The following is a 22,006-nucleotide window of genomic DNA, read 5'->3' as shown; positions in this document are numbered from 1 at the left end:
AATGTTGAAGTTGATGATAAAAATTCTGGTTCTGCATTAAGAGCTTTGCGGAAACTTTCTATTGACTACGAAATTGTTGAATGAACGGCACCCATTAATTAATTCTAAATAAGCATTCAAAAATTGGATATATTATGAAATCAATTCGCTTCTATTACTTTTTCCTTTTTACCCTATTATTTATAGGTTGTAAAACAGCATCAATAGCTGTAATACCTACAACAGAAGTTTCAACCTTTGAGAAATTAGCTTCGATTAAAAATATAGTAAGTATTGAAAAAAGAGCCGTTACGAGTCATTTTGACGAAAACTATGAGCTGTGGTTTGAACAGCCTATCGATTATAACGACGTATCAAAAGGTACCTTTAAGCAACGCGTTTTTTTAGGGTTTGAAAATCCTTCGCAACCTGTTATCGTTGAGCTTAGTGGCTATGGAATAGGTTCAGAAAACGCGGGCGAATTAGCCGGTCATTACAACGCCAATCAACTTTCAATTGAGCATCGTTATTTTAATAATTCCCGACCGGAAGAAATTGATTGGAATACATTAACGGTAGAAAATGCCGCTAAAGATCAGGCTACTATAATTAATGCAATTAGAAATGCCTTATATCCAAATGCAAAATTTATTTCTACAGGAATATCGAAAGGTTGCCAAACAGTTATGGCACATCGCCTCTATTTTCCAGAAAATGTAGATGCCTGTGTTTGCTACGTTGGTCCATTAAATTTTAAAAGGGAAGACGACCGGATTTTTAAGTTTTTAAAAAACGTAGGGACGGCTGAGGAAAGGCTAAAAATTAAAAATTTTCAAGAATTATGTTTCAAAAATAGAGAAGCATTATTAGAAATACTAAAAACAAAGGCCGCAGAAAATGATATGTCTTGGGAATTCGGTATAGAAAAAGCTCTCGATTATTCAATATTGGAATATGCCTTTGCGTATTGGCAATGGGGTGTAGATGGAAATACAATTCCGTTGTCAACAGCTTCCGCAGAAGCTATTTACAAACATTTATTTGATGTTGTAGGTTATGGTTTTTTTGAAGAAAAATCTGTAGAAAAATTACAGCCGTATTTTTGGGCAGCCCTAACGGAACAAGGCATTTATGGCTATGAAACAATGCCGTTTGAAAAATATCTACATACAGATAAAATGTACACTTTTGATTGGGCTTTTCCTGAAGGAATTACAAAAGCTTTTGATTTAAAACCTATGCAACGTATAAAATCATTTTTAGATACTAAGGCAGAAAAAATGCTCTTTATTTATGGCGAATACGACGCTTGGAGTGCTACAGCTGTTGCCTTAACCGAAAACGCAGACAAACGCGAACTATATAAATTCATAAAGCCTGAAGGTGACCATAGAACACGAATTAAAAGCTTTAGCGCGGAAGAGCAGAACCAAATTTATGGTATTATAGACCGCTGGCTGGAGGACTAGATATAAGACCGCTGCGCTCTAAAACGAGTGATGTTAACTATTCTTCGGTTTTAATAATCACGAATAAGTTGTTATAATTTTTCACACATAGCCTTTAACCATTCCACTTCATCATTATTTAATAATGGCGATAATTCCTGCAAAACCATTTGATGATAAGAATTAAACCATGCTATTTCGGAATCTGTGAGTAGCGATTTGTCAATGAGTTGTCTATCAATCGGGAATAATGTGAGGGGTGTAAAGCCTAAAAACTCACCAAATTCAGTAGTTTCTTTGGCAATTGAGAGCACTATATTTTCAATCCGAATACCATAAACATCCTTTTTGTAACACCCCGGTTCTATAGTGGTTAATTGATTTGGCAAATGTGCTGTGCTCCCACTACTCGTTGCTGGATTGGTTGTAAAACCTTGTGCGGGTTCGTGTACCATTCCAAAACTACCGATACCGTGACCCGTACCGTGAGGATAGTTTAAACCTTGATTCCACAGGTGAAATCGAGCAAATGCATCCATTTGCATGCCAACGGTACCTTTAGGGAATTGCAATTGTTCAAGTGCTATATATCCTTTTAAAACCGAAGTATAGGCTATTTTTAATTCAGAGGTTGGCGTTCCCCCCAACCAAACAGTGCGCGTAATATCTGTAGTGCCATCTTTGTATTGCGCGCCGCTATCAACCAGCAAAATGTCTTCATTTTTAACCATTACAGCGCCATTTTCTGTAGCGGTATAATGAATTATTGCGCCATTGCCTTTGTAGCCCACAATTGCCGCAAAGGATTCGCCCACGTACAAATCCTGTTGTTTCCGAAAGCCTTCCAATTTTTTACCAATTTCATATTCTGAAATTGATCGTGCCGTAAGCTCCTTTTCCAACCACATAAAAAACTTAGTTAGCGCCACCCCGTCTTTTAACATGCAATTTTTTGAGCCGGCTATTTCAGTTTCATTTTTAATAGCTTTCAATTCTTTTGCCAGTGAATTTTGAAATAAAAATTTACTCTGCACTGCACTGTAAACCGCATAATTTAAAGAAGAAACATCTGTAATAATCTTCTTATTGGCGTCTAATTTTTCAAACGCATCAATTGCTAAATGATAATCTATAATTTCAATATTCAAATTTGAAAACGAAGCAATTGCAGAGGCAGAAAATCTATTTCTATCACAAAATAAGTGGGTGTTTTCAAGTCCTACTAAAGCATAAGCGGTGACTAGTGGAGTGAAATCCACATCTTGCGAACGAATATTAAAAAGCCAAGCAATTTCATCTAAACTCGAAAACAGGTAGTAGTCGGCTTTCGCATTTGTAATTTTATTTTGAATCTTTTTTATTTTTGAAGCTGTTGATTCGCCGCTGTATTCTAACGGATGAATATTGACTGGAAAATTGGGTAAAGCAGGTCTGTTTTTCCAGATTTCATCAATTAAATTCGGTGTGTTTTTAAGCGCAATATTTTTCGATTTCGAAATTTCCTTTATATAGTCTATTTGGGCTTTGGAAAACTGTAAAAAATCTAGGCCAATATCAGCGTTTTCCTCCAAACTATCAACAAGCCATTGCACGTGTTCGGGCGCGTGTGGAATAGATTGTTTGTGCAAGTTTATGTTATAGGTTTGGCATTCGTCTTCAAACTGTAAAAAATAACGCGAATCTGTCCAAAGGGCAGCTTCATTCTTCAATACTACCAACACACCCGCCGAGCCAGAAAACCCTGAAAAGTGTTCCCGTATTTTCCAGTGCTCCGCAACGTATTCGGATTGGTGGGGATCGGTAGAAGGAATAATCACTGCGTCTAAATTATATTTAGTTAGCTGTTGCTGCAGATTTTCTAGTCTGTTATTGATCATCTTATTATTGAAGTTTTATCGCCGCGAATTCAGAAATGATGGGTTTGGGCATTGTATTTTTTAGTATCAAATTTTAAAAAATAAAAATAACAATAACTATTCAATTAACTGGGAAGTTTGGGGAAGAAACCAAACGGCATGGATTTGGCTGTCAACCTTTTTTGAAAGCATAGCAATTAGGAAAATTAACTGTATTTTAGTGGAAGAAAATCTATTGAAACTAAAAAAACGGTTATGAAAAAAATTGTCTTTTGCTTACTCTGTAGCTTTATATCTATTGGAACAAATGCGCAAAGTTTAATAGGTGCATGGGAGCGTGTTTATACGTCGGAAGATGGTGAGAATTTGAGAAATGTGCTGGTTTTTTCAGAAAAACATCAGGTATTCACCACCTACAATGCAGACTCAGGTGAATTTATTTCTACCGTTGGGGGAAGTTGGAAACTGGATGGCAATACAATTACGGAAGAAGTTGAATTCAACTCAGCGAATCCCGAAAAAGTAGGTTCTAAATCAAGTTTTCAGGTGGTTATAAACGATTCAATTATTGAATTTGAAGGTAGCAATGTAAAAATGAAAAGGATAGATAACGGTACTCCCGGCCAATTACAGGGTGCTTGGTTGATGTCTGGCAGAATTAAAGACAGAAAAAAGGAAATGCGAGATACCGAAACCCCAAGAAAAACAATGAAAATTTTATCTGGCACCCGTTTTCAGTGGATAGCATATAATACTGAAACGAAAAAATTTATGGCGACGGGGGGCGGAACTTACACAACTAAAGATGGAGTTTACACTGAAAATATAGAATTTTTTTCTAGAGATAATTCCAAGGTTGGACTACAACTTAAATTTGATTACAATTTAAAGGATGGCAATTGGTACCATTTGGGTTTTTCAACCAAAGGAGACCCTATTAACGAAGTATGGAGCAAAAGAAAATAATATTTCTAATTGTTTTAAAAGTTGAAATAACAGTTTCCGAATTTTGAGAATAGCCATAATTACCGATAACTTTAAAGCGCTTAACGAATTAAAAATGCGCAAAAATTTTACAACCACTTTTTGCGTTTAAAATACCACAATAATCCAAAAAACACCAAAATCATAGCGCCCCAAAGGTAGTAGTAGCCATACCTAAAATGAAGTTCGGGCATGTGGTCAAAATTCATCCCGTAAATACCCGCCATAAACGTTAGCGGAATAAATATGGAAGCCATAATGGTAAGTACTTTCATCACCTCGTTCATCTTATTGCTGATGGTGGTCATGTACATATCCATCAAGCCCCAAATCATATCGCGGTAAATTTCAACACTTTCATTCACTTGGATTATATGATCGTATAGATCGCGAATGTATTTATTGGTGCGTTCCTCGATTAACGAAGTTTCAATTTTTTCCAATCTATTTATAACTTCCCGAAGGGGTAGTACAGCGCGACGAATTTTTAAAATTTCCTTTTTAAGTTCTTGAATTTCCTCAGTAATGTTTGGATCTTCCTTATCGTCAAAAAGTTTATCTTCCAGCAATTCAACCTTATTGCTTAAAAATTCAATTACCGAAAAATAATTATCAACCACCGCATCCAAAATTGCAAACATTAAATAATCTGCTCCGGCATTTCTAATTCTACCTTTACCATTCTCCAGACGATCGCGTAAATCATTAAAAACATCACCTTCGGCTTCTTGAAGGGTCACCACATAATCTTTCCCCACCACCATACTAATATGCTCAATAGTAAGTTGCTCATTATCGTAATGCAGCATTTTAAAAACTATAAATAGGTATTCTTCGTATTCGTCAATTTTTGGCCGTTGATATGTACTTACAATATCTTCTTGGATTAATGGGTGCAGTTCAAAATGATTACCAAGTGCGATAATATCCTGCGTGTTGCTCAGACCGTTAACGTTTATCCACGTAATATTTGTTGAATCCTCATAATTAAATGCTTCCTCAATATTATTTGTTTCAAAACGATGGAAATGTTCCTTGGAATAATCTATAATATCCAGTTCAGTAACCGTAGTGGTTTTTTTACCCGTATAGGCAACCGTTCCTGGTGAAAGATTCTTTGCTCTTTTGGGTTGAATTTTAGTGGGTTGCGTTTTTCTTCTTCTTTTGGCCGCCATATAGAAGTAAATTGTTTTTCTAAAGGTAGGAAAAAAGTATAAATCTATTTTGAAATATGCCGCTTCCGAAGTATTCTTTCAACATCGTTTAACGTAAAACCCTTTGCGCGAAGCAAAATTAAATAATGAAATAGTAGGTCGGCGCTTTCGTTTAAAAATAAGTCGTCATTGCAATCTTTTGCTTCAATAACCACTTCTATTGCCTCCTCGCCTACTTTTTGGGCAATTTTATTGATGCCCTTTCTGAAAAGGGATGCGATGTAAGAATCTTCATTTTCCGAATTGTCTTTTCTATTTTGAATTATGCTTTCCAATTCTGAAAAAAAACCAAAACTTGAAACATTCTCTGCTTTCCAGCAAGTGTCGGTGCCTTTGTGGCAAACGGGTCCCGTGGGATTTACCTTTATTAACAACGCATCGTTATCGCAATCTACCGCGATGGAAACCAGATTTAAAAAATTGCCGCTTTCCTCCCCTTTTGTCCAAAGCCTTTGCTTGCTTCGGCTAAAGAAAGTTACCTGTTTTGATTGATTGGTTTTTAAAAATGCTTCCTCATTCATATAGCCAAGCATCAACACTTTGCTTGTTAAAGTATCCTGAATTATAGCTGGTACAAGGCCATCGTTGTATTTTTTAAAATCTATTTCCATATTGTTAGAGTCTAACAGGGAGGCCCTGGATTTGTAATTCTTTTTTTAAATTAATCACCGCTATTTCCTTAAAGTGAAATACACTGGCAGCCAAGGCTGCATCGGCTTTTCCATAGATAAAAGTATCTGTAAAATGCTGAATCCTTCCCGCTCCACCCGAAGCAATAATTGGAATATTCAGCTCTGTGGAAAGTTTTGCCAAAGCATCGTTCGCAAAACCGTTTTTTGTTCCGTCGTGATCCATGGATGTAAAAAGTATTTCGCCTGCCCCGCGTTGTTCCACTTCCTTTGCCCATGCAAACAAATCGAGTTCGGTAGGCACCTTTCCTCCTACCAAATACACTTTCCAATGGCCGTCAATCTGTTTGGCATCAATTGCCACAACAATACACTGCGAGCCAAACTTTGAAGCCAAATCATTTATCAATTGCGAATTTTTTACTGCGGAAGAATTTATTGAAACCTTATCGGCGCCATTGTTTAAAAGAATTTCCATATCTTCCACGGAAGAAATTCCACCGCCCACAGTAAAAGGAATATTGATGGTTTCTGCGACTCTTAAAACTAAGTCGGCCAATGTTTTTCTGCGTTCTTCAGTTGCTGAAATATCCAGAAAAACCAATTCATCGGCTCCGTTTTCTGAATAGAATTTTGCCAATTCCACAGGGTCCCCAGCATCGCGCAAATCAAGGAAGTTGACTCCCTTTACGGTCCGTCCGTTTTTAATATCGAGACACGGTATTATTCGTTTTGTTAACATAAGAAGTACGAGTTACGACCGACGAGCGACGAACGGAAAGATGAGCCGGGAGTTACGAAGTTTTGAACTATTTTTCATAGTCTTTTTCTTGCAGTTTTTATGGAAGCTACTGTTATTGCCACTAACTCATCACTTTCATTGATTAATGTTTTGATATTTTCGATATTATTCAAATTAATTTCTAATAATATCTCCAACCAAAACATACTTTCATCTGCTTCCTCCTCTACAATTTTTAACTTGTTTATAAAATCACGATCAGATTTTGCTCTGTTGGCGGCCCGATAATTTGCACCAACAGAGCTTGATGATCTAATAAGTTGACGTACAATCGAGTCGAATTCTCTTGACTTTGGAATTTTAGTACACAATGCCAAACAATCCAAAGTAAAATTTTTAGTTCTAGCCTTTAAATCCTGCGTAATGCTATGTTTTAATGTTAGACAAATTCAATTTAAAATTAATTTTAATTATTTATAACCTTTTATTTTATTCATAACAAATAACTCAACCCTCGTTGCCCAGCATTCATCGCTCGTAATTCGCCGCTCGTAATTCGTCGTTCGTCGCTCGTAATTCGTCCCTCGTCGTTCGTCCCTCGTCGTTCGTCCCTCGTCGTTCGTCGTTCGTCATTCGTCGCTCAAACCTAGTTGTCCAAAATATAATTTTCCAATTGTTTTAAATTAATTCTGTTTTCATAAATGGCTTTTCCAATAATAACTCCTTCACAGCCAATTTCGGCGAGTTTTGGAAGTTCTTCAAATGTTGAGATTCCACCAGAGGCAAATAGCTTCAAGGTAGGTCTCGACTGCGCTCGATCGGACACTGTAATTTCTTTTAAAATTTTACGATACAAATCAAACGAAGGACCTTCCAACATCCCATCTTTACTGATGTCTGTGCAGATAACATATTCAATTCCATGTTCAACATAATTTTGAATAAATGGTATCAATTCCAAAGCTGAATCTTCCATCCATCCACTGATTGCCACTTTTTCATCTTTGGCATCGGCGCCTAAAATAATTTTATCACTTCCGAATTTTTGCAGCCAATTTTTAAAAATGTCAGGTTTTTTTACGGCAATACTCCCGCCTGTTATTTGTTTCGCACCACATTCAAAGGCAATCCGCAAATCTTCATCGGTTTTTAGTCCGCCGCCAAAATCAATTTTTAAATTTGTTTTCGAAGCGATTTCTTCCAAAATATTGTGGTTTACAATGTGCTTGCTCTTTGCACCGTCTAAATCCACCAAATGCAAATATTTTATTCCGTGAGCCTCAAATTGTTTTGCAACCTCCAAAGGGTTTTGGTTGTAGACCTTTTTTGTACTGTAGTCTCCTTTTGAAAGACGGACACATTTGCCGTCTATTATGTCTATTGCTGGTATTATTCGCATTTTTAGAATTGAGATATTAGTATTGAGATTTGAGATTTAAAAAGTTTTTTAAAATTTGTTCCCCAGCGGTGCTACTTTTTTCGGGGTGAAATTGAACGCCGTAAAAATTATCCTTCCGCAAAGCTGATGAATACTGAATTCCGTATTCGCTTGTTGCAATTGCTTCTTTACAAAGCGGCGCGTAAAAACTGTGCACCAAATACATAAACTCATTTTCTGAAATATTTTTAAACAGTCCTGATTTCAGGTTTTGAATTTGGTTCCACCCTATTTGTGGCACTTTCACACTGTTTGGAAACTTTATTACCTCTACATCAAATATTCCCAAACCCTTCGTATTTCCTTCTTCCGAAGAATTGCACAGCAACTGCATTCCCAAACATATCCCTAAAACCGGTTGTTTCAAGGTAGGTATAACTTCGTCCAAACCCGCCTCCTTCAATTTAAGCATCGCGCTACTAGCCTCACCCACACCGGGAAAAATCATCTTGTCTGCTTGGCGGATTTCAGTTTCATCATTACTTAAAATTGCCTCAATCCCTAATCTTTTCAAGGCAAATTTGATACTTTGAATGTTGCCTGCTCCGTAATTAATTATTACGATTTTCATAATTCCTGTTTTAATTTCTCGTCGCTCGTAATTCGTCGCTCGAACCTATAATTTTCCTTTTGTTGATGGCAAAATCATTTTCTCGGCGTCGCGTTTTACCGCCATTTTAATAGCCTTTGCAAATGCTTTAAATATTGCTTCAATCTTGTGGTGCTCGTTGGTTCCTTCGGCTTTAATATTCAGATTCGCCTTGGCGCCATCAGTAAAACTTTTAAAAAAATGGTAAAACATTTCCGTGGGCATTTTGCCAATCATTTCTCGTTTGAAGTCTGCGTCCCAAACCAGCCAATTTCTTCCCCCGAAATCTATCGCAACCTGCGCTAAACAATCGTCCATCGGCAAGCAGAAACCGTAGCGCTCCATTCCTAATTTTTCGCCTAATGCTTTGTTGAAAACTTCGCCCAATGCAATTGCGGTATCTTCAATGGTGTGGTGCTCATCCACTTCCAAATCACCATTTACAGTAATTTCTAAGTCCAATTGGCCGTGTCTCGCCAATTGGTCAAGCATATGGTCAAAGAAAGCAATTCCAGTGTTAATATTACTTTTTCCACTGCCGTCCAAATTCAATTTTATTGAAATATCAGTTTCGTTCGTTTTTCTCTGTAATTCTGAAACACGTTGCTCAAGTTTTAAAAATTCATAAATTTCTTTCCAATCGTTAGTTTCCTTAGTGATGTATTCTTGAATTTCTTCAGCTTTTATTGATATTTCCGTAGCGCCCAAATTTGTATTATCATTAATAAAAATTCCTTTCGTGCCTAAGTTTTTGGCAAGCTCGATATCCGTTAATCTGTCGCCAATTACAAATGAATTTTGAAGATCGTATTCTTCTGAAAAATACTTTTTAAGCAGTCCTATCCCCGGTTTGCGCGTGTCAGCATTTTCGTGCGGAAACGTACGATCAATTAAAACATCACTAAAATTAACGCCTTCATTTTCAAAAGCTTTCAGTATAAAATTATGCACGGGCCAAAAGGTTTCTTCGGGAAAAGAGTCAGTTCCCAAACCATCTTGATTGGTAATCATTACCAATTCAAAATCGAGCTCCTTTGCAATTTTTCCCAAGTAAGTAAACACTTTTGGGTAAAAATTCATTTTTTCAAACCCGTCAATTTGCTCATCTACGGTTTCTTTTATGATGGTGCCGTCACGGTCTATAAACAATACGCGTTTTTTCATTTATTTAATGTTTTTAATATATTGATTAGTTCTGTGTTTTCGGTTTTTGTACCAATGGTTATACGCAGTGTGTTTTCACAACGTGGCTGTGAACTTCTTTCGCGCACTACAATGCCGTTTTTTAACAATTGTGCGTAGCGTTTTTCGGCATCATCTACTTTTATTAAGATGAAATTTGCTTCGGTTGAAAAGATTTTTTCAATGAAATTAACTTGAACTATAGCTTTAAGTAGCCTTTTCTTTTCTGCTATTATTGAGCGTATATTCTTTTTTATTCTTTCTGTATGTTGAAATTGCCCAATAGCGCTTTGCTGCGTAAGTATATTAATATTGTACGGAGGTTTTATTTTGTTTAAAACCGAAATTATTTCCGCGGAAGCATAACAGATTCCCAAACGGATTCCCGCCAATCCGTATGCTTTTGAAAGGGTTTGAGTGACAATTAAATTAGGGAATTCGTCCAATCTCGAAATCCAACTTTCCGCATTTGCAAAATCTATATAAGCCTCATCGATAACCACCAATCCATTGAAGGTTTTTAAAAGTTTCAAAATACAATCGGAAGCAATTAAATTACCCGTGGGATTGTTGGGTGAACAGATAAATAGAATTTTGGTACGTGCATCTGCTGTTCTTGAAATTTCATCCAAAACAGGCTGAAAATCTGCATCGAGCAGTACTTCCCTATTTTCAACATCGTTCAAATTTGCCAAAACGCCGTACATTCCGTAGGTTGGCGGTAACGTTATTACGTTATCTTTAGTGGGCTCGCAGAATGCCCTAAAAATTAGGTCGAGCACTTCATCGCTTCCATTTCCCAATAAAATTTGGTTGACAGGAATGTTTTTTTGTTTTGAAAGAATTTCCTTTAGCTTTCGCTGCTGCGGATCGGGATACCGGTTTACGTTAGTTTCAAACGGATTTTCATTGGCGTCGAGGAAAATCATTTCACTGTCAAAATCCTTAAACTCATCGCGGGCGGAGCTGTATGGTATCATTTTGGCTACGTTTGGGCGGATGAGGGATTGAATATCAATTTTGTTCTTCATATTTTTTCAATTTAAGGTCTCGACTGCGCTCGATCGGAAAATTTTTTTAAACTTTTTAACCTAAGCGTAACAGCATTTTTGTGCGCCTGCAATCCTTCGGCTTCTGCCATTAATTCTATTGTTTTACCAATATTCTGAATTCCCTTTTCTGAAATTTTCTGAAACGTCATACTTTTCATAAAACTGTCTAGATTTACACCGCTGTACTGTTTTGCGTAGCCGTTGGTTGGTAAAGTGTGATTGGTTCCCGAAGCGTAATCGCCAGCGCTCTCTGGCGTGTAGTTTCCAATAAAAACTGAGCCGGCATTTTGTATGTTTTCAATAAAAAAATCTTCTTCTTTTGAAATAACAATAAAGTGTTCGGGCGCGTAGGCGTTGATAAGCTTCATTGCTTCCGTGTTATTTTTAACCAAAATCAATTTTGAATTTACGATAGCTTTTTCAGCAATAGCTTTACGTGGCAGTTTTTTCAGTTGTTTCTCAACCTCCTTTTCCACTGAATTCAAAAGCTTTTTCGAAGTGGTAACTAAAACAACTTGACTATCCGCGCCGTGTTCGGCCTGCGACAACAAATCGGAAGCAACGAAAGAAATGTTGGCCGTATAGTCAGCAAATACTAGCAATTCCGAAGGCCCGGCGGGCATATCGATCGCTACGCCGTGTTTGGTGGCAATTTGTTTGGCAACGGTTACAAATTGGTTTCCGGGACCGAAAATTTTGTAAACCGGAGGAACGCTTTCTGTCCCAAAAGTCATTGCACCAATGGCTTGAATACCGCCAATTTTAAAAATTTTGGTTACTCCGCACAGATTTGCGGTATATAAAATTGCCGGATTAATTTTGCTTTTTTTATCGGGCGGCGTGCATAAAACAATCTCTTTGCAACCCGCAATATTTGCAGGAATAGCCAACATTAACACCGTGGAAAACAAAGGGGCTGAACCTCCGGGAATATACAGTCCAACTTTTTGGATGGGTCTCTTTTCTTGCCAACAATTAACTCCCTCCGTAGTTTCAACCATAACACGTTCCGTTTTTTGGGCACTGTGGAATTTTTCGATGTTTGCTTTAGCAAGATTAATGGCAGTTTTTAATTCTTCGGAAACGGCCTTTTCCGAAGCCGCGATTTCTTCCTTTGAAACCAATATTTCCACTAAGGAAATTCCGTCAAAAAGTTGGGTGTATTTTTTCACCGCTGCATCCCCTTTCGATTTTACTTCAGAAAAAATATCGTTTACCGTTGCTTCTACATCGGCGATGGTTTGGGTGGGGCGTTTTAAAAGTTCGCTCCAGGTTTCAGGTGTGGGATTATATGTTTTTTTCATCTTTTTAAATTCCAGATTCAAGGTTCAATTTTTTGTAAGTTTCAATTTATTGCTTACCTCCCGCAATTCGTCGCTCGTCGATCGTCATTCGTCGCTCGTCGCTCGTCGCTCGTCGCTCGTATTTTAAAGTATCATTTTTTCAATCGGGCAGACTAAAATTCCTTCGGCGCCGGCTTGTTTCAATTCTTCAATTACTTCCCAAAAAGTATCTCGGTTTACTACGGAATGAATGCTGCTCCAGCCCTCCTCTGCCAGTGGCAGCAAAGTGGGACTTTTCATTCCGGGTAAAATTTTAATAATTTCATCAATCTTATCATTGGGCACATTCAACAGCACATAACGTGAATCCCGGCCCTGCAAAACAGATTGAATCCTGAAGCGAATTTTGTCGAGAGTTTTGTTGGCATCTTCGGAAATAGTAGGAGACACGGCGAGAACGGCTTCACTTTTTAAAATTACTTCCACCTCCTTTAAATTATTTTTGAAAAGGGTGCTACCGCTGCTCACAATGTCGCAAATTGCATCAGCTAAGCCAATATTGGGCGCAATTTCTACACTGCCGTTGATAATATGAAGTTCGGCTTCAATTCCCTTTTCTTCTAAATATTTTCGGGTGGTTTCGGGGTAACTAGTGGCAATTCGTTTTCCGTGGAAATCTTCAATGGAATTATATTTAAAAGTCTTCGGAACCGCGAGGGAAACCCTGCATTTTGAAAACCCCAATCTATCGATAATTCCAATTTCCTCTCCTTTTTCAATTAAAAGATTCTCGCCTATAATGGCACAATCTACCACCCCATCCTTTAAATACTGCGGAATATCGCCGTTGCGCAGGTAATAGATTTCCAAAGGAAAATTAGTGGCCGAAGCCTTTAACTGGTCGCGACCATTGTCTATGTAAATGCCGCAATCCTTGAGCAGTGCAAGGGATTCATCGTGAAGTCGCCCTGATTTTTGAACTGCAATTTTAAGTTTTCTCATATAATTCTGTTCAGTTTAAGGAATAAAAAAACCCGTTTGATTGCTCAAACGGGTTTTGAATATTGTTGGGTTTACACAATAGCCATATCACCTCGCGAGCGCGTGGAGAGAAATATGGTGATGATGTAAAAATGAATTGTTCATAATTGTGATGGCAAATCTAAACAAAAAGATTGTTTATTAAACTGTGAATATAAAATTTTAACGCTTTATTTTATTCGGTACAATTTATTTACTTTCACCCAAGCATTTATAAACAGCTGAAAAATCACTTCTTTTTATGCATTTAGAAACACTTGACTGGATAATTATAGTTTCATTTTTTATTGTTTTTATCGCAATAGGGCTACTCGTGGCCAAAAAATCTGGAAAGGACTCGAAGTCTTTTTTCCTTTCCGATAGAAATATGCCCTGGTGGCTGCTCGGCGTAAGTATGGTTGCAACTACGTTTGCAGCAGATACGCCCAATTTTGTTGCGGGTGTTATTCGGGAAGACGGGGTTTTTGGAAATTGGATCTGGTGGAGTTTTCTGTTAACGGGAATGTTGACTGTTTTTTTCTACGCAAAACTGTGGCGACGTAGCGGTATTACAACCGATCTGGAATTTTATGAATTGCGCTACAGCGGAAAAAGCGCCGCATTTTTAAGAGGTTTTAGAGCAATTTATCTGGGGGTATTCTTTAACATTGTTATTATGGCGAATGTGTGTCTGGCCGCAATTAAAATTGGACACGTAATGTTCGGGCTTTCTTCGTACGAAGTTTTGCTGATCGCCTCGCCAGTAGTAGTAATTTACTCGGCTTTTGGAGGATTGAAAGGTGTTTTACTAACAGATTTTGTGCAATTTATAATTGCCATGGTGGGCAGTATTTGGGCAACTATTTTTATAGTGAATATGCCAGAAATTGGTGGAATTGAAAACCTGCTCTCCACTCCTACCGTTGCTGCAAAAACTGCAATGCTGCCCGATTTTTCAAAACCTGAATTGTTAATTCCATTGCTTATCGTTCCCCTCGCTGTGCAATGGTGGAGCGTTTGGTATCCTGGAGCAGAACCCGGCGGTGGCGGTTATATTGCACAGCGAATGCTTGCAGCCAAAAACGAAAAACACGCTACTTGGGCTACTTTGTTTTTCAACTTTGCGCATTATGCGCTTCGTCCGTGGCCGTGGATTATTATCGGGCTGGCGTCAATTATAATTTATCCAAATCTTGAAAGTTTACAGGCTGCTTTTCCTAATTTAAATCCTTCATTTGTGAAAAATGATCTTTCCTATCCAGCTATGCTTACATTTTTGCCTGCTGGGCTTTTGGGAATTGTAATTACATCGCTTATCGCAGCTTTTATGAGTACTATTTCAACGCACTTAAACTGGGGAAGCTCTTACGTGGTAAACGACTTTTATGTGCGTTTTCTTCGAAAAAACGCTACCGGCAAGGAACAAGTTGCCGTAGGTAGAACTTCAACAGTTGTAATGATGATTTTAGCCGGCTTACTGGCACTTGTTTTAGAAGAAGCCCGGGATGGTTTTAACCTATTGCTATCAATTGGTGCAGGAACTGGATTGCTCTTTATTCTGCGGTGGTTCTGGAGCAGAATTAATCCGTACAGTGAAATTGCAGCAATGCTAATTTCGTTTATAATCGCAGCTTTTTTCTTTGTAAACGGAAAAATGGACACCCCAATTATAGAAATGGCAGGACATTGGCAATTGGTATTTAGCGTTGCAATAACTACAATTGGATGGGTGCTTGTAACTTTAATGACGCAACCTTCAAATGCCGAGACTTTAAACAGCTTTAACAAACTTATTTTTGGAAATGAATCTAAGTTTAAAGGTTTTGGAATGAAAATCCTTGGGTTCTTTGCAGGTGTGGTTGGGGTTTATTGCTCCCTGTTTGCAATTGGGAATTTTATTTATAGCAATACCGTTTTGGCCCTTGGTTTAACCGCTGTAGCTGTGATTTGTGGGTTGGTGATTATTAGATCGTTTCAAAAGACAGATTAAAAGTTTTTAGGAACATTTTATTTTGTACCGTCAATCAGTTTCAGGATTTTATCCAAATCTTGCATTAAGGGACGATAATGAACCTCTTCAGTTGCGTAACTGGTGATGATAAACATGAGCACGTTATTTTCAAATTCCTTTGAATCCAATAAACTTAGGTTACTTTCTGTGACGTCGGTGCTGGGCAAGCCAATGGATTCAGACACTCCGGCCTTTTCAAAGATGGTGCGAAGGCTGTAATCATTTGTGCGGAACATATCCAGGACTTTTATGCGCTGAATGCCAAGTTCTTCCTCCTGTCTTCGAATATCTTCAATAGTTGAGATCCAATTGGTCAACTGTATTCTCAATTCAGTGTCGGAAAGATTTTTTAAATTTCCGGAATTGATAATTTCCTGCAAAAGTGAGTTGTTGGGGTTAAAAGCTATATCGGTTGAAAAAGTGGAATACAAAACTTTTGAAAATTCTTCTTCCGAAGGTGTTGCAGAAGGATCGCCGGTATATTCCAGTATTTGCTTGGCACCGCTGTAATTGTCTTGGTTAACCGCAATCAATTCCTTTAATTTCAATTTACTGGTCTGAAATTCTTCCTTTAAGCCCATTAAATAAGTTACTTCGTTTTTTTCAGTCAATCGTTTTTGGTTTGCGTTGTTGATGGCAAGGGCAATCAAGATGCCGATTACTACCAAGATAATTTCTCCCAAGGCGTAAAAAAGATATTTTGTAAATTTCTTTTCAGCGAGTAAATTCTGTCTTATTCTTCTAAAAAATCTAAGCATTTTTCATTCTTTTAGCGCACTTTTACCTCCTTTTACCAAAAGCCACACTGCCAGCGACATCTCGCCTATTACACTTGGAATAGCCACGAGGGCCAAAAAGATGGAATTGTATTCATCATAATTGACCAATAAAAAATGTGCTGCAGTGTCGAGCAGGTACATCGTTCCTGCAAGAATGAGGAAAAACACGATGAAGGATGGTTTTTGAAGAATTTTCCCAAGCAGGATTAAATGAATCCCGAAGAAAAATAATCCAATTAACCACATAATATTGAAGATTTCCACTTGTTTAAGAATTTCCGCAGCAGTGGTCAGCGACACTGTTAACATCAAAGCAAAAACCGCAATCCCCATAATGGCCGCGTGCATAATCCTGAAATAGGTACTTAGATTTGTCAAGGGATGTTTTTTGAACAAAAGATAGAGTGCCCAAGCTACGACAACATCAAAAACCGCCGCCACGAGAAAGGCCATCGCCCCAAAGCGCACCATTAAATTGTTTTGCTGAACTGTTTCGAGGGGCGCGGCAAGCAAGGATTCCAAAACAAAAAAGTTGGCGAATATTGCGGCAAAGAAAATTACCAAATAACTAAGTCCGGCGATAATGGATAGTTGTCTCGGGTTCATATTAAAATTTCAGTTTAAATAAAATGCATAGGAAGGTCGTTTGCCCTCTTTCAGATTCTTTTTTATACGTTTCAAATTTAATAAAAGTAAATAATATGTTCACAATCAATGGCCTATCAAAAGTTTCTCAGAAACACTGAAAGGTTATTTATACTATAATCTTGGATTTATGGGAATAATATTTGTTCTATAAAAGGAATTATAGACTCATAAAAAAACCTTCCGCGCGGGAAGGTTTTTTAAATAAATTGTAGTTCTTACTATAAGTAGATTAAAAGAGGTCTCGACCTATCAGCAGATTTAGTTATTCCCCAAAATCAAAGGCAGTCCACTATCGCCCGAACCAACCACCACTACTTTGGCATTTGGCGATTTTGCAAGTTCTAAAGTAGCGTCAATTCCTTTGTCCTGAAGGATTTTATCTGTTAATGAAGCACTTAAAATAGCATTCGCATCTGCTTTTCCTTGGGCTTCAATTCTAACTTTTTGAGCTTCTTTATCTGCTGTTACGAGTCTAAATTCATATTCCAAAGATTCTTGTTCCTGCTTCAGTTTTCTTTCGATCGCATCTTTAATTGTTGGCGGTAGGGTTACATCGCGCACCAAAATTTCATTTAATTGTACGTATTGTTTGTCAAGAATTTTTTTGGTTTCCTCAAAAATTTCTTCTTGAATTGCATCTCGCTTGGTAGAGTACAATTGTTCGGGCGTATAACGACCTACAACACTTCTTGCCGCACTTCTGATGGCTGGCTGAATAACACGTTGCAAATAATCTTCTCCTTTTTCTTGGTGTAACTTGGCAACATCACTGTAAATGGGTTGATACCAAGCAGAGGCATCCAATTTAATTTCAAGTCCGTTGCTGGATAGTACCTGCATTTTTTCACTAAGTTCTTGTTGGCGTACTTCATAAACGAAAACCCTATTCCAAGGCGCAATAATATGAAAACCTTCGCCAAGCGGCGGTTCATCGGTAACCACACCGTTTCCAAAAGTTTGATATAGCACACCTGCGTGACCGGAGTCAATAGTAACCGAAGATTTTGATACTAAAATTATCAGCAAAATAATTCCTACGATGACGGGTATTGTGAGTTTGGGTAATTTTTCCATTGTATATTTTTATATGGGTTAATATTTAGATGAGTCCGTTATATTTTCTTATAAACCATTCTGCTGCGAGTGCAAGAACGATAAGGGCGAGAAGATACTTCCAATCCACCAAAGGTACTACTTTTTGCTCGCTTTTCTCGATGTTTTGGAAGTTAGTATTTTCAATTAAAGCATTGATAAGCAAATCGCCCTCTGAGGCAAAGAAGGCTTTTCCGTTTGTATTTTGGACCATGCGCCGAAGTTTTGAAACGTCGGCATTGAGGAATTGCTGCTCCACATTAAAATCCAAAATAGTGAAACTGCCACTGCTTGAAACCGCTTCGTTTGCCACCGAAACCGTGTAATTGTACTCTCCAGCCGAAAGACTGTTTAAATCTACTTCGTAATAATTGTTACGCAGCAGCATCGGGAAAACGGTCTGTTTTTCCGTCTCCGTATTTTTTACTGAAATATTCAACGAGGCACGATTGTCAAAAACATAATTTTTATCAAAATACTGGGCAGAAATTTTTATTGGATTATTGTTATAGTAAAATGTTTCCGAAGAGACTTCCAACCTGTTTCGGCGTTTGTTTGATGCTAAATATTGAACGAGATTTCCGATAAAATCATCAAAACTTTGAAAGCTTTCAGTTTGTAAAAAGCTACGCGCACGCCAACGCCAAAATCCTTCCCCATCCCAGATGGCATCGCGTTTGCCGTTTATTTCCATTGTGGCGAGCAATGGATTTCCGTTAGTAATTCCGTTAACGGTTTGTTCCAGCATTACTTCATTGGGCACGCTGATGGTTAATGCGCCAAATTCTGTATGCAAAGGCGGAAAATCGTTAAAGCCAATATCCTCAACCGCGAAAGTGCCATAGTTGCTGTTCAATTTGGCTTGAATGTCTTCATTGGCGTTGGAAGCCTCTTTGTTATAATGGTCCTGCGCGCCGTTTAAAAAATACCAATCTGTGGATAATCCAGAAATAATTAGCGTGTTTTTACCCGTTTTTTCGATTTCATTAAAAATTGAAGCAAACCCCCTGTCCGGTTGATAGAGAATAACTAATTGATAATCGTTCAAAGAGTTTACGGCTTCCGCAGGTTTTTTAAACGCCACAGTGCGACGCTCATTAGATGTAACAGCCTTTTTTAACGCACCTAAATCTGGATGCGTAATTTTACTCACCACCAAAACGTTGGTAGCTTGGTCTATCACCTCTACCGCAAACTGCTTTTTATTGTTGGTTTTGTTCTTTTCTTCGGCTAGCGGAAGCAGCTGCGCCGTATATTTTTGAAGGCCCACAGCATTGGCCGCCAGTGTAAAATTTAATGTTTTTGAAGATTCATTTTCAGAAAAAGAAACATTTGCTCTATAAACCGTTGCCGCGCCTTGTGTAACAATAAACTCAGAATTTACAGGTTTAAGGCCACTGTAATTTAAAATCACCTCTACCGGAAATTGATTTTTAAGAAATGCATACCGATTGGTATTTAGTTGTTCAATTTTTAAGTCGGTGTGTTTTACAGAATCCCCCAAAATTACTGGGTACATAGCATTTTTATATGATGCTGACGAAAATTCATAATCGTTTCCAAGGGTCTGATTGCCATCGGTTACAATAATGGTTGGTGCTGTTTTATTTTTAAACAGCCTGTTTGTTAAGGAAAGTGCTTTGGCAATGTTGGTGTTTTTTTCATCAAAAGATAGGGAATCGCTTTCGCGGAAATCATTTCCAAAGGAATAATACGAAACATCAAACTTGTTATTTAAATCTACGTTTTCCTTAAATTTTTGAAGTAATTCCGAAACATTCTCAGTTTGACCCAACTCACGTACCGACGCCGAATTATCAATAAGCACAGGGAGTTTTGGCTTTTCAATGGTATAGGTTTCACTTTTAAATTTTGGATTTATGATTAAAAGCAAGATAGAAAATAAGGTTATAAAACGAAGTATGCCAAAAATCCATCGTAGCGATCCAGTTTGTTTAGACTTATAACCATACATAAAAACCGCCAGAGCAATAGATACTACTCCGGCGAGAATTATATAAAGTATGGTTTCTGTGGTCACTGAAAAAGTTTAAATATTTAGGAGTTTAAAAGTTGAAAAGCCAATAGTATGAGAAATTTATTATTTTCTGAATAAGTTCCGCAATCTACAACCAACCACCTAATATAACTTAGGTTAGCATTCCGCCATCAACGTTCAACACTTGGCCTGTAACGTATGCCGAAAGATCGCTAGCAAGGAAAACACACGCATTGGCAATATCTTCGGGAGAACCGCCGCGTTTTAATGGAATGGCATCCCGCCAACCTTGCACGGTGGCTTCGTCTAGTTTTCCGGTCATTTCAGTTTCAATAAAACCTGGAGCGATGGCGTTACAGCGAATATCGCGAGAACCTAATTCTAAAGCCACAGATTTAGAAAAACCAATGATGCCGGCCTTGGAAGCTGCATAATTTGTCTGTCCTGCATTTCCCTTCACTCCTACCACGGAGCTCATATTTATAATAGAGCCTTTTCGCTGCTTTAACATGGTTCGTTGCACAGCTTTGGTCATATTGAAAACCGATTTTAGGTTCACTTCAATCACTTTGTCGAAATCTTCTTCAGAAATACGCATTAACAGGTTATCTTTTGTAATTCCGGCATTGTTTACGAGTATATCAATGCTCCCAAAATCTTTTATAACCTCCTCGGCTAATTTTTGAGCTTCGTTAAAAGAAGCTGCATCACTTTTATAGGCTTTTGCCTGAACACCTGTTTTTGAAATCTCGTCTGCCAGGGCATTTGCGGCTTCGGCAGATGAACTATATGTAAAAGCTACATTGGCACCGTGTTGGGCAAATGTTTCAACTATACCTTTTCCTATTCCTCGGCTACCACCGGTGATTATTGCTGTTTTTCCTTCTAATAATTTCATATAATGAACATTTTTGATTTTAAACTAAATAGGTCTCGGCTGCGCTTTAGCTTCGCTCTGTGTTACCCGCTCGACCCAACATGTGTAAATTAAAAAACCGCAAAAGGCGGGGTTTCAAATATAACAAAAGGTTGCGGGTTCTCCATAAAAAAAGCCCTGCGAATTTCACAGAGCTAATTAAAGATTGAGACCTACAAGGTTCTTAAAACCTCGCAGGTTTAAAATTGCTAGTTATCCTAAAACTTCTTTTACTTTTTTACCAATTTCTGCTGGAGAATCTACAACGTGAATCCCACATTCGCGCATTACTTTTTTCTTAGCTTGCGCTGTATCGTCACTACCCCCTACAATTGCTCCGGCGTGGCCCATGGTACGCCCAGCAGGTGCCGTTTCACCAGCAATAAAACCAATTACAGGTTTTTTAATACCGCTATTTTTGTACCAATTTGCTGCATCTATTTCTAATTGCCCGCCTATTTCGCCAATCATTACTACGGCTTCGCTTTCAGAATCGTTTATTAGCATTTCCAGCGCTTCTTTAGTTGAAGTACCAATTATAGGGTCTCCTCCAATACCAATTGCAGTTGTAATGCCCAATCCTTGTTTTACTACTTGATCAGCCGCTTCATAAGTAAGTGTTCCCGATTTTGAAACAATTCCTACTGTTCCTTTTTTAAATACAAAACCTGGCATAATACCTACTTTTGCTTCGCCTGGGGTAATAACGCCCGGACAGTTAGGACCAATCAGGCGGCAGTCTCTATCTTTTAAATAGTCTGAAGCTGTAATCATATCTTTTACAGGAATTCCTTCGGTAATAGTAATAATTACTTTAATACCCGCATCGGCGGCCTCCATAATGGCGTCTGCAGCAAATGCAGGTGGTACGAAAATAATAGAAGTATCGGCGCCCGTTTTTTCAACTGCTTCTGAAACTGTGTTGAAAACAGGCCTATCTAAATGCATTTGCCCACCTTTTCCTGGAGTAACCCCTCCTACCACGTTGGTTCCGTACTCCAGCATTTGTTCGGCGTGAAATGTACCCTCACTACCCGTGAAGCCTTGAACAATTATTTTTGAATTTTTATTTACTAAAACGCTCATTTTTAACTATTTTCTATTGGTTATTTTTATTAATGATTGAAGTAGAACCAAAAGCAGAT

20 protein-coding genes are annotated in these 22,006 nt (G+C 38.0%); 3 read left to right on the top strand and 17 right to left on the bottom strand.

Going from position 1 to position 22,006, the window contains the following annotated elements; genetic code table 11:
• Positions 1-134 precede the first annotated feature (134 nt).
• A complete protein-coding gene (locus VZD24_RS07325; RefSeq protein WP_342686369.1) occupies positions 135-1,448 on the top strand; it encodes a S28 family serine protease in 1,314 nt (437 codons plus the stop codon).
• Between the two features lie 71 nt (positions 1,449-1,519).
• Here VZD24_RS07325 and VZD24_RS07320 read toward each other — a convergent pair whose 3' ends face one another.
• Entirely contained in the window at positions 1,520-3,304 is a 1,785-nt protein-coding gene (locus VZD24_RS07320) for an aminopeptidase P family N-terminal domain-containing protein (RefSeq protein WP_342686368.1), read from the bottom strand.
• A 234-nt stretch (positions 3,305-3,538) separates the two neighbouring features.
• Between VZD24_RS07320 and VZD24_RS07315 the strand changes: the two genes are divergently transcribed.
• Entirely contained in the window at positions 3,539-4,249 is a 711-nt protein-coding gene (locus tag VZD24_RS07315) for a DUF4488 domain-containing protein (RefSeq protein ID WP_342686367.1), read from the top strand.
• Between the two features lie 107 nt (positions 4,250-4,356).
• On the opposite strand, the gene corA is transcribed toward VZD24_RS07315, so the two are convergent.
• The 10 genes from corA to hisG all read right to left on the bottom strand — a co-directional run bounded on the left by corA (position 4,357) and on the right by hisG (position 13,398).
• On the bottom strand, positions 4,357-5,442 hold the full coding sequence (gene corA / locus VZD24_RS07310; RefSeq protein ID WP_279448000.1) for a magnesium/cobalt transporter CorA: 1,086 nt from the start codon (positions 5,440-5,442) through the stop codon (positions 4,357-4,359).
• Between the two features lie 44 nt (positions 5,443-5,486).
• Positions 5,487-6,092 carry a bifunctional phosphoribosyl-AMP cyclohydrolase/phosphoribosyl-ATP diphosphatase HisIE gene (gene hisIE, locus VZD24_RS07305; protein WP_342686366.1) on the bottom strand — a complete coding sequence of 202 codons (606 nt, stop codon included), beginning with the start codon at positions 6,090-6,092 and terminating at the stop codon, positions 5,487-5,489.
• Positions 6,093-6,096: 4 nt separating this feature from the next.
• Complete coding sequence (gene hisF / locus VZD24_RS07300; RefSeq protein WP_342686365.1) at positions 6,097-6,852, bottom strand: imidazole glycerol phosphate synthase subunit HisF; 756 nt, start codon at positions 6,850-6,852, stop codon at positions 6,097-6,099.
• 74 nt (positions 6,853-6,926) lie between these two features.
• On the bottom strand, positions 6,927-7,277 hold the full coding sequence (locus VZD24_RS07295; RefSeq protein ID WP_342686707.1) for a four helix bundle protein: 351 nt from the start codon (positions 7,275-7,277) through the stop codon (positions 6,927-6,929).
• 221 nt (positions 7,278-7,498) lie between these two features.
• The gene (gene hisA, locus VZD24_RS07290; protein ID WP_342686364.1) at positions 7,499-8,251 is read right to left on the bottom strand and encodes a 1-(5-phosphoribosyl)-5-[(5-phosphoribosylamino)methylideneamino]imidazole-4-carboxamide isomerase; all 753 of its coding nucleotides are present in this window, start codon (positions 8,249-8,251) and stop codon (positions 7,499-7,501) included.
• A 16-nt stretch (positions 8,252-8,267) separates the two neighbouring features.
• A complete protein-coding gene (hisH, locus tag VZD24_RS07285) occupies positions 8,268-8,861 on the bottom strand; it encodes an imidazole glycerol phosphate synthase subunit HisH (protein WP_342686363.1) in 594 nt (197 codons plus the stop codon).
• Between the two features lie 45 nt (positions 8,862-8,906).
• Positions 8,907-10,043 (bottom strand): bifunctional histidinol-phosphatase/imidazoleglycerol-phosphate dehydratase HisB, encoded by a 1,137-nt coding sequence (gene hisB / locus VZD24_RS07280; protein ID WP_342686362.1) that lies wholly within the window; start codon positions 10,041-10,043, stop codon positions 8,907-8,909.
• The gene (hisC, locus tag VZD24_RS07275; protein ID WP_342686361.1) at positions 10,040-11,092 is read right to left on the bottom strand and encodes a histidinol-phosphate transaminase; all 1,053 of its coding nucleotides are present in this window, start codon (positions 11,090-11,092) and stop codon (positions 10,040-10,042) included. The genes hisB and hisC overlap by 4 nt, the downstream gene beginning before the upstream one ends.
• An 11-nt stretch (positions 11,093-11,103) precedes the next feature.
• The gene (hisD, locus tag VZD24_RS07270; RefSeq protein WP_342686360.1) at positions 11,104-12,417 is read right to left on the bottom strand and encodes a histidinol dehydrogenase; all 1,314 of its coding nucleotides are present in this window, start codon (positions 12,415-12,417) and stop codon (positions 11,104-11,106) included.
• 123 nt (positions 12,418-12,540) lie between these two features.
• Positions 12,541-13,398 carry an ATP phosphoribosyltransferase gene (gene hisG / locus VZD24_RS07265; protein WP_342686359.1) on the bottom strand — a complete coding sequence of 286 codons (858 nt, stop codon included), beginning with the start codon at positions 13,396-13,398 and terminating at the stop codon, positions 12,541-12,543.
• Between the two features lie 280 nt (positions 13,399-13,678).
• Between hisG and VZD24_RS07260 the strand changes: the two genes are divergently transcribed.
• Positions 13,679-15,406, top strand: a complete 1,728-nt coding sequence (locus VZD24_RS07260) for a sodium:solute symporter family protein (protein WP_279448010.1) — start codon at positions 13,679-13,681, stop codon at positions 15,404-15,406.
• A 17-nt stretch (positions 15,407-15,423) separates the two neighbouring features.
• On the opposite strand, the gene VZD24_RS07255 is transcribed toward VZD24_RS07260, so the two are convergent.
• From VZD24_RS07255 to sucD, 6 genes are all read right to left on the bottom strand, one after another.
• On the bottom strand, positions 15,424-16,185 hold the full coding sequence (locus VZD24_RS07255) for a DUF6090 family protein (protein WP_279448011.1): 762 nt from the start codon (positions 16,183-16,185) through the stop codon (positions 15,424-15,426).
• Positions 16,186-16,188: 3 nt separating this feature from the next.
• Complete coding sequence (locus VZD24_RS07250) at positions 16,189-16,812, bottom strand: DUF4386 domain-containing protein (protein WP_342686358.1); 624 nt, start codon at positions 16,810-16,812, stop codon at positions 16,189-16,191.
• A 300-nt stretch (positions 16,813-17,112) separates the two neighbouring features.
• The gene (locus tag VZD24_RS07245; RefSeq protein ID WP_279448013.1) at positions 17,113-17,928 is read right to left on the bottom strand and encodes a prohibitin family protein; all 816 of its coding nucleotides are present in this window, start codon (positions 17,926-17,928) and stop codon (positions 17,113-17,115) included.
• Between the two features lie 25 nt (positions 17,929-17,953).
• On the bottom strand, positions 17,954-19,987 hold the full coding sequence (locus VZD24_RS07240) for a vWA domain-containing protein (RefSeq protein WP_342686357.1): 2,034 nt from the start codon (positions 19,985-19,987) through the stop codon (positions 17,954-17,956).
• Between the two features lie 109 nt (positions 19,988-20,096).
• Positions 20,097-20,843, bottom strand: a complete 747-nt coding sequence (gene fabG, locus VZD24_RS07235) for a 3-oxoacyl-[acyl-carrier-protein] reductase (RefSeq protein ID WP_342686356.1) — start codon at positions 20,841-20,843, stop codon at positions 20,097-20,099.
• A 231-nt stretch (positions 20,844-21,074) separates the two neighbouring features.
• The gene (sucD, locus tag VZD24_RS07230) at positions 21,075-21,947 is read right to left on the bottom strand and encodes a succinate--CoA ligase subunit alpha (RefSeq protein ID WP_279448016.1); all 873 of its coding nucleotides are present in this window, start codon (positions 21,945-21,947) and stop codon (positions 21,075-21,077) included.
• Positions 21,948-22,006 lie beyond the last annotated feature (59 nt).

This window comes from Aequorivita flava, assembly GCF_038742595.1.
Lineage (GTDB): Bacteria > Bacteroidota > Bacteroidia > Flavobacteriales > Flavobacteriaceae > Aequorivita > Aequorivita marisscotiae.
Note: the sequence above shows the minus strand (reverse complement) of the source record. Positions and strands in the feature narration are given on the sequence as shown.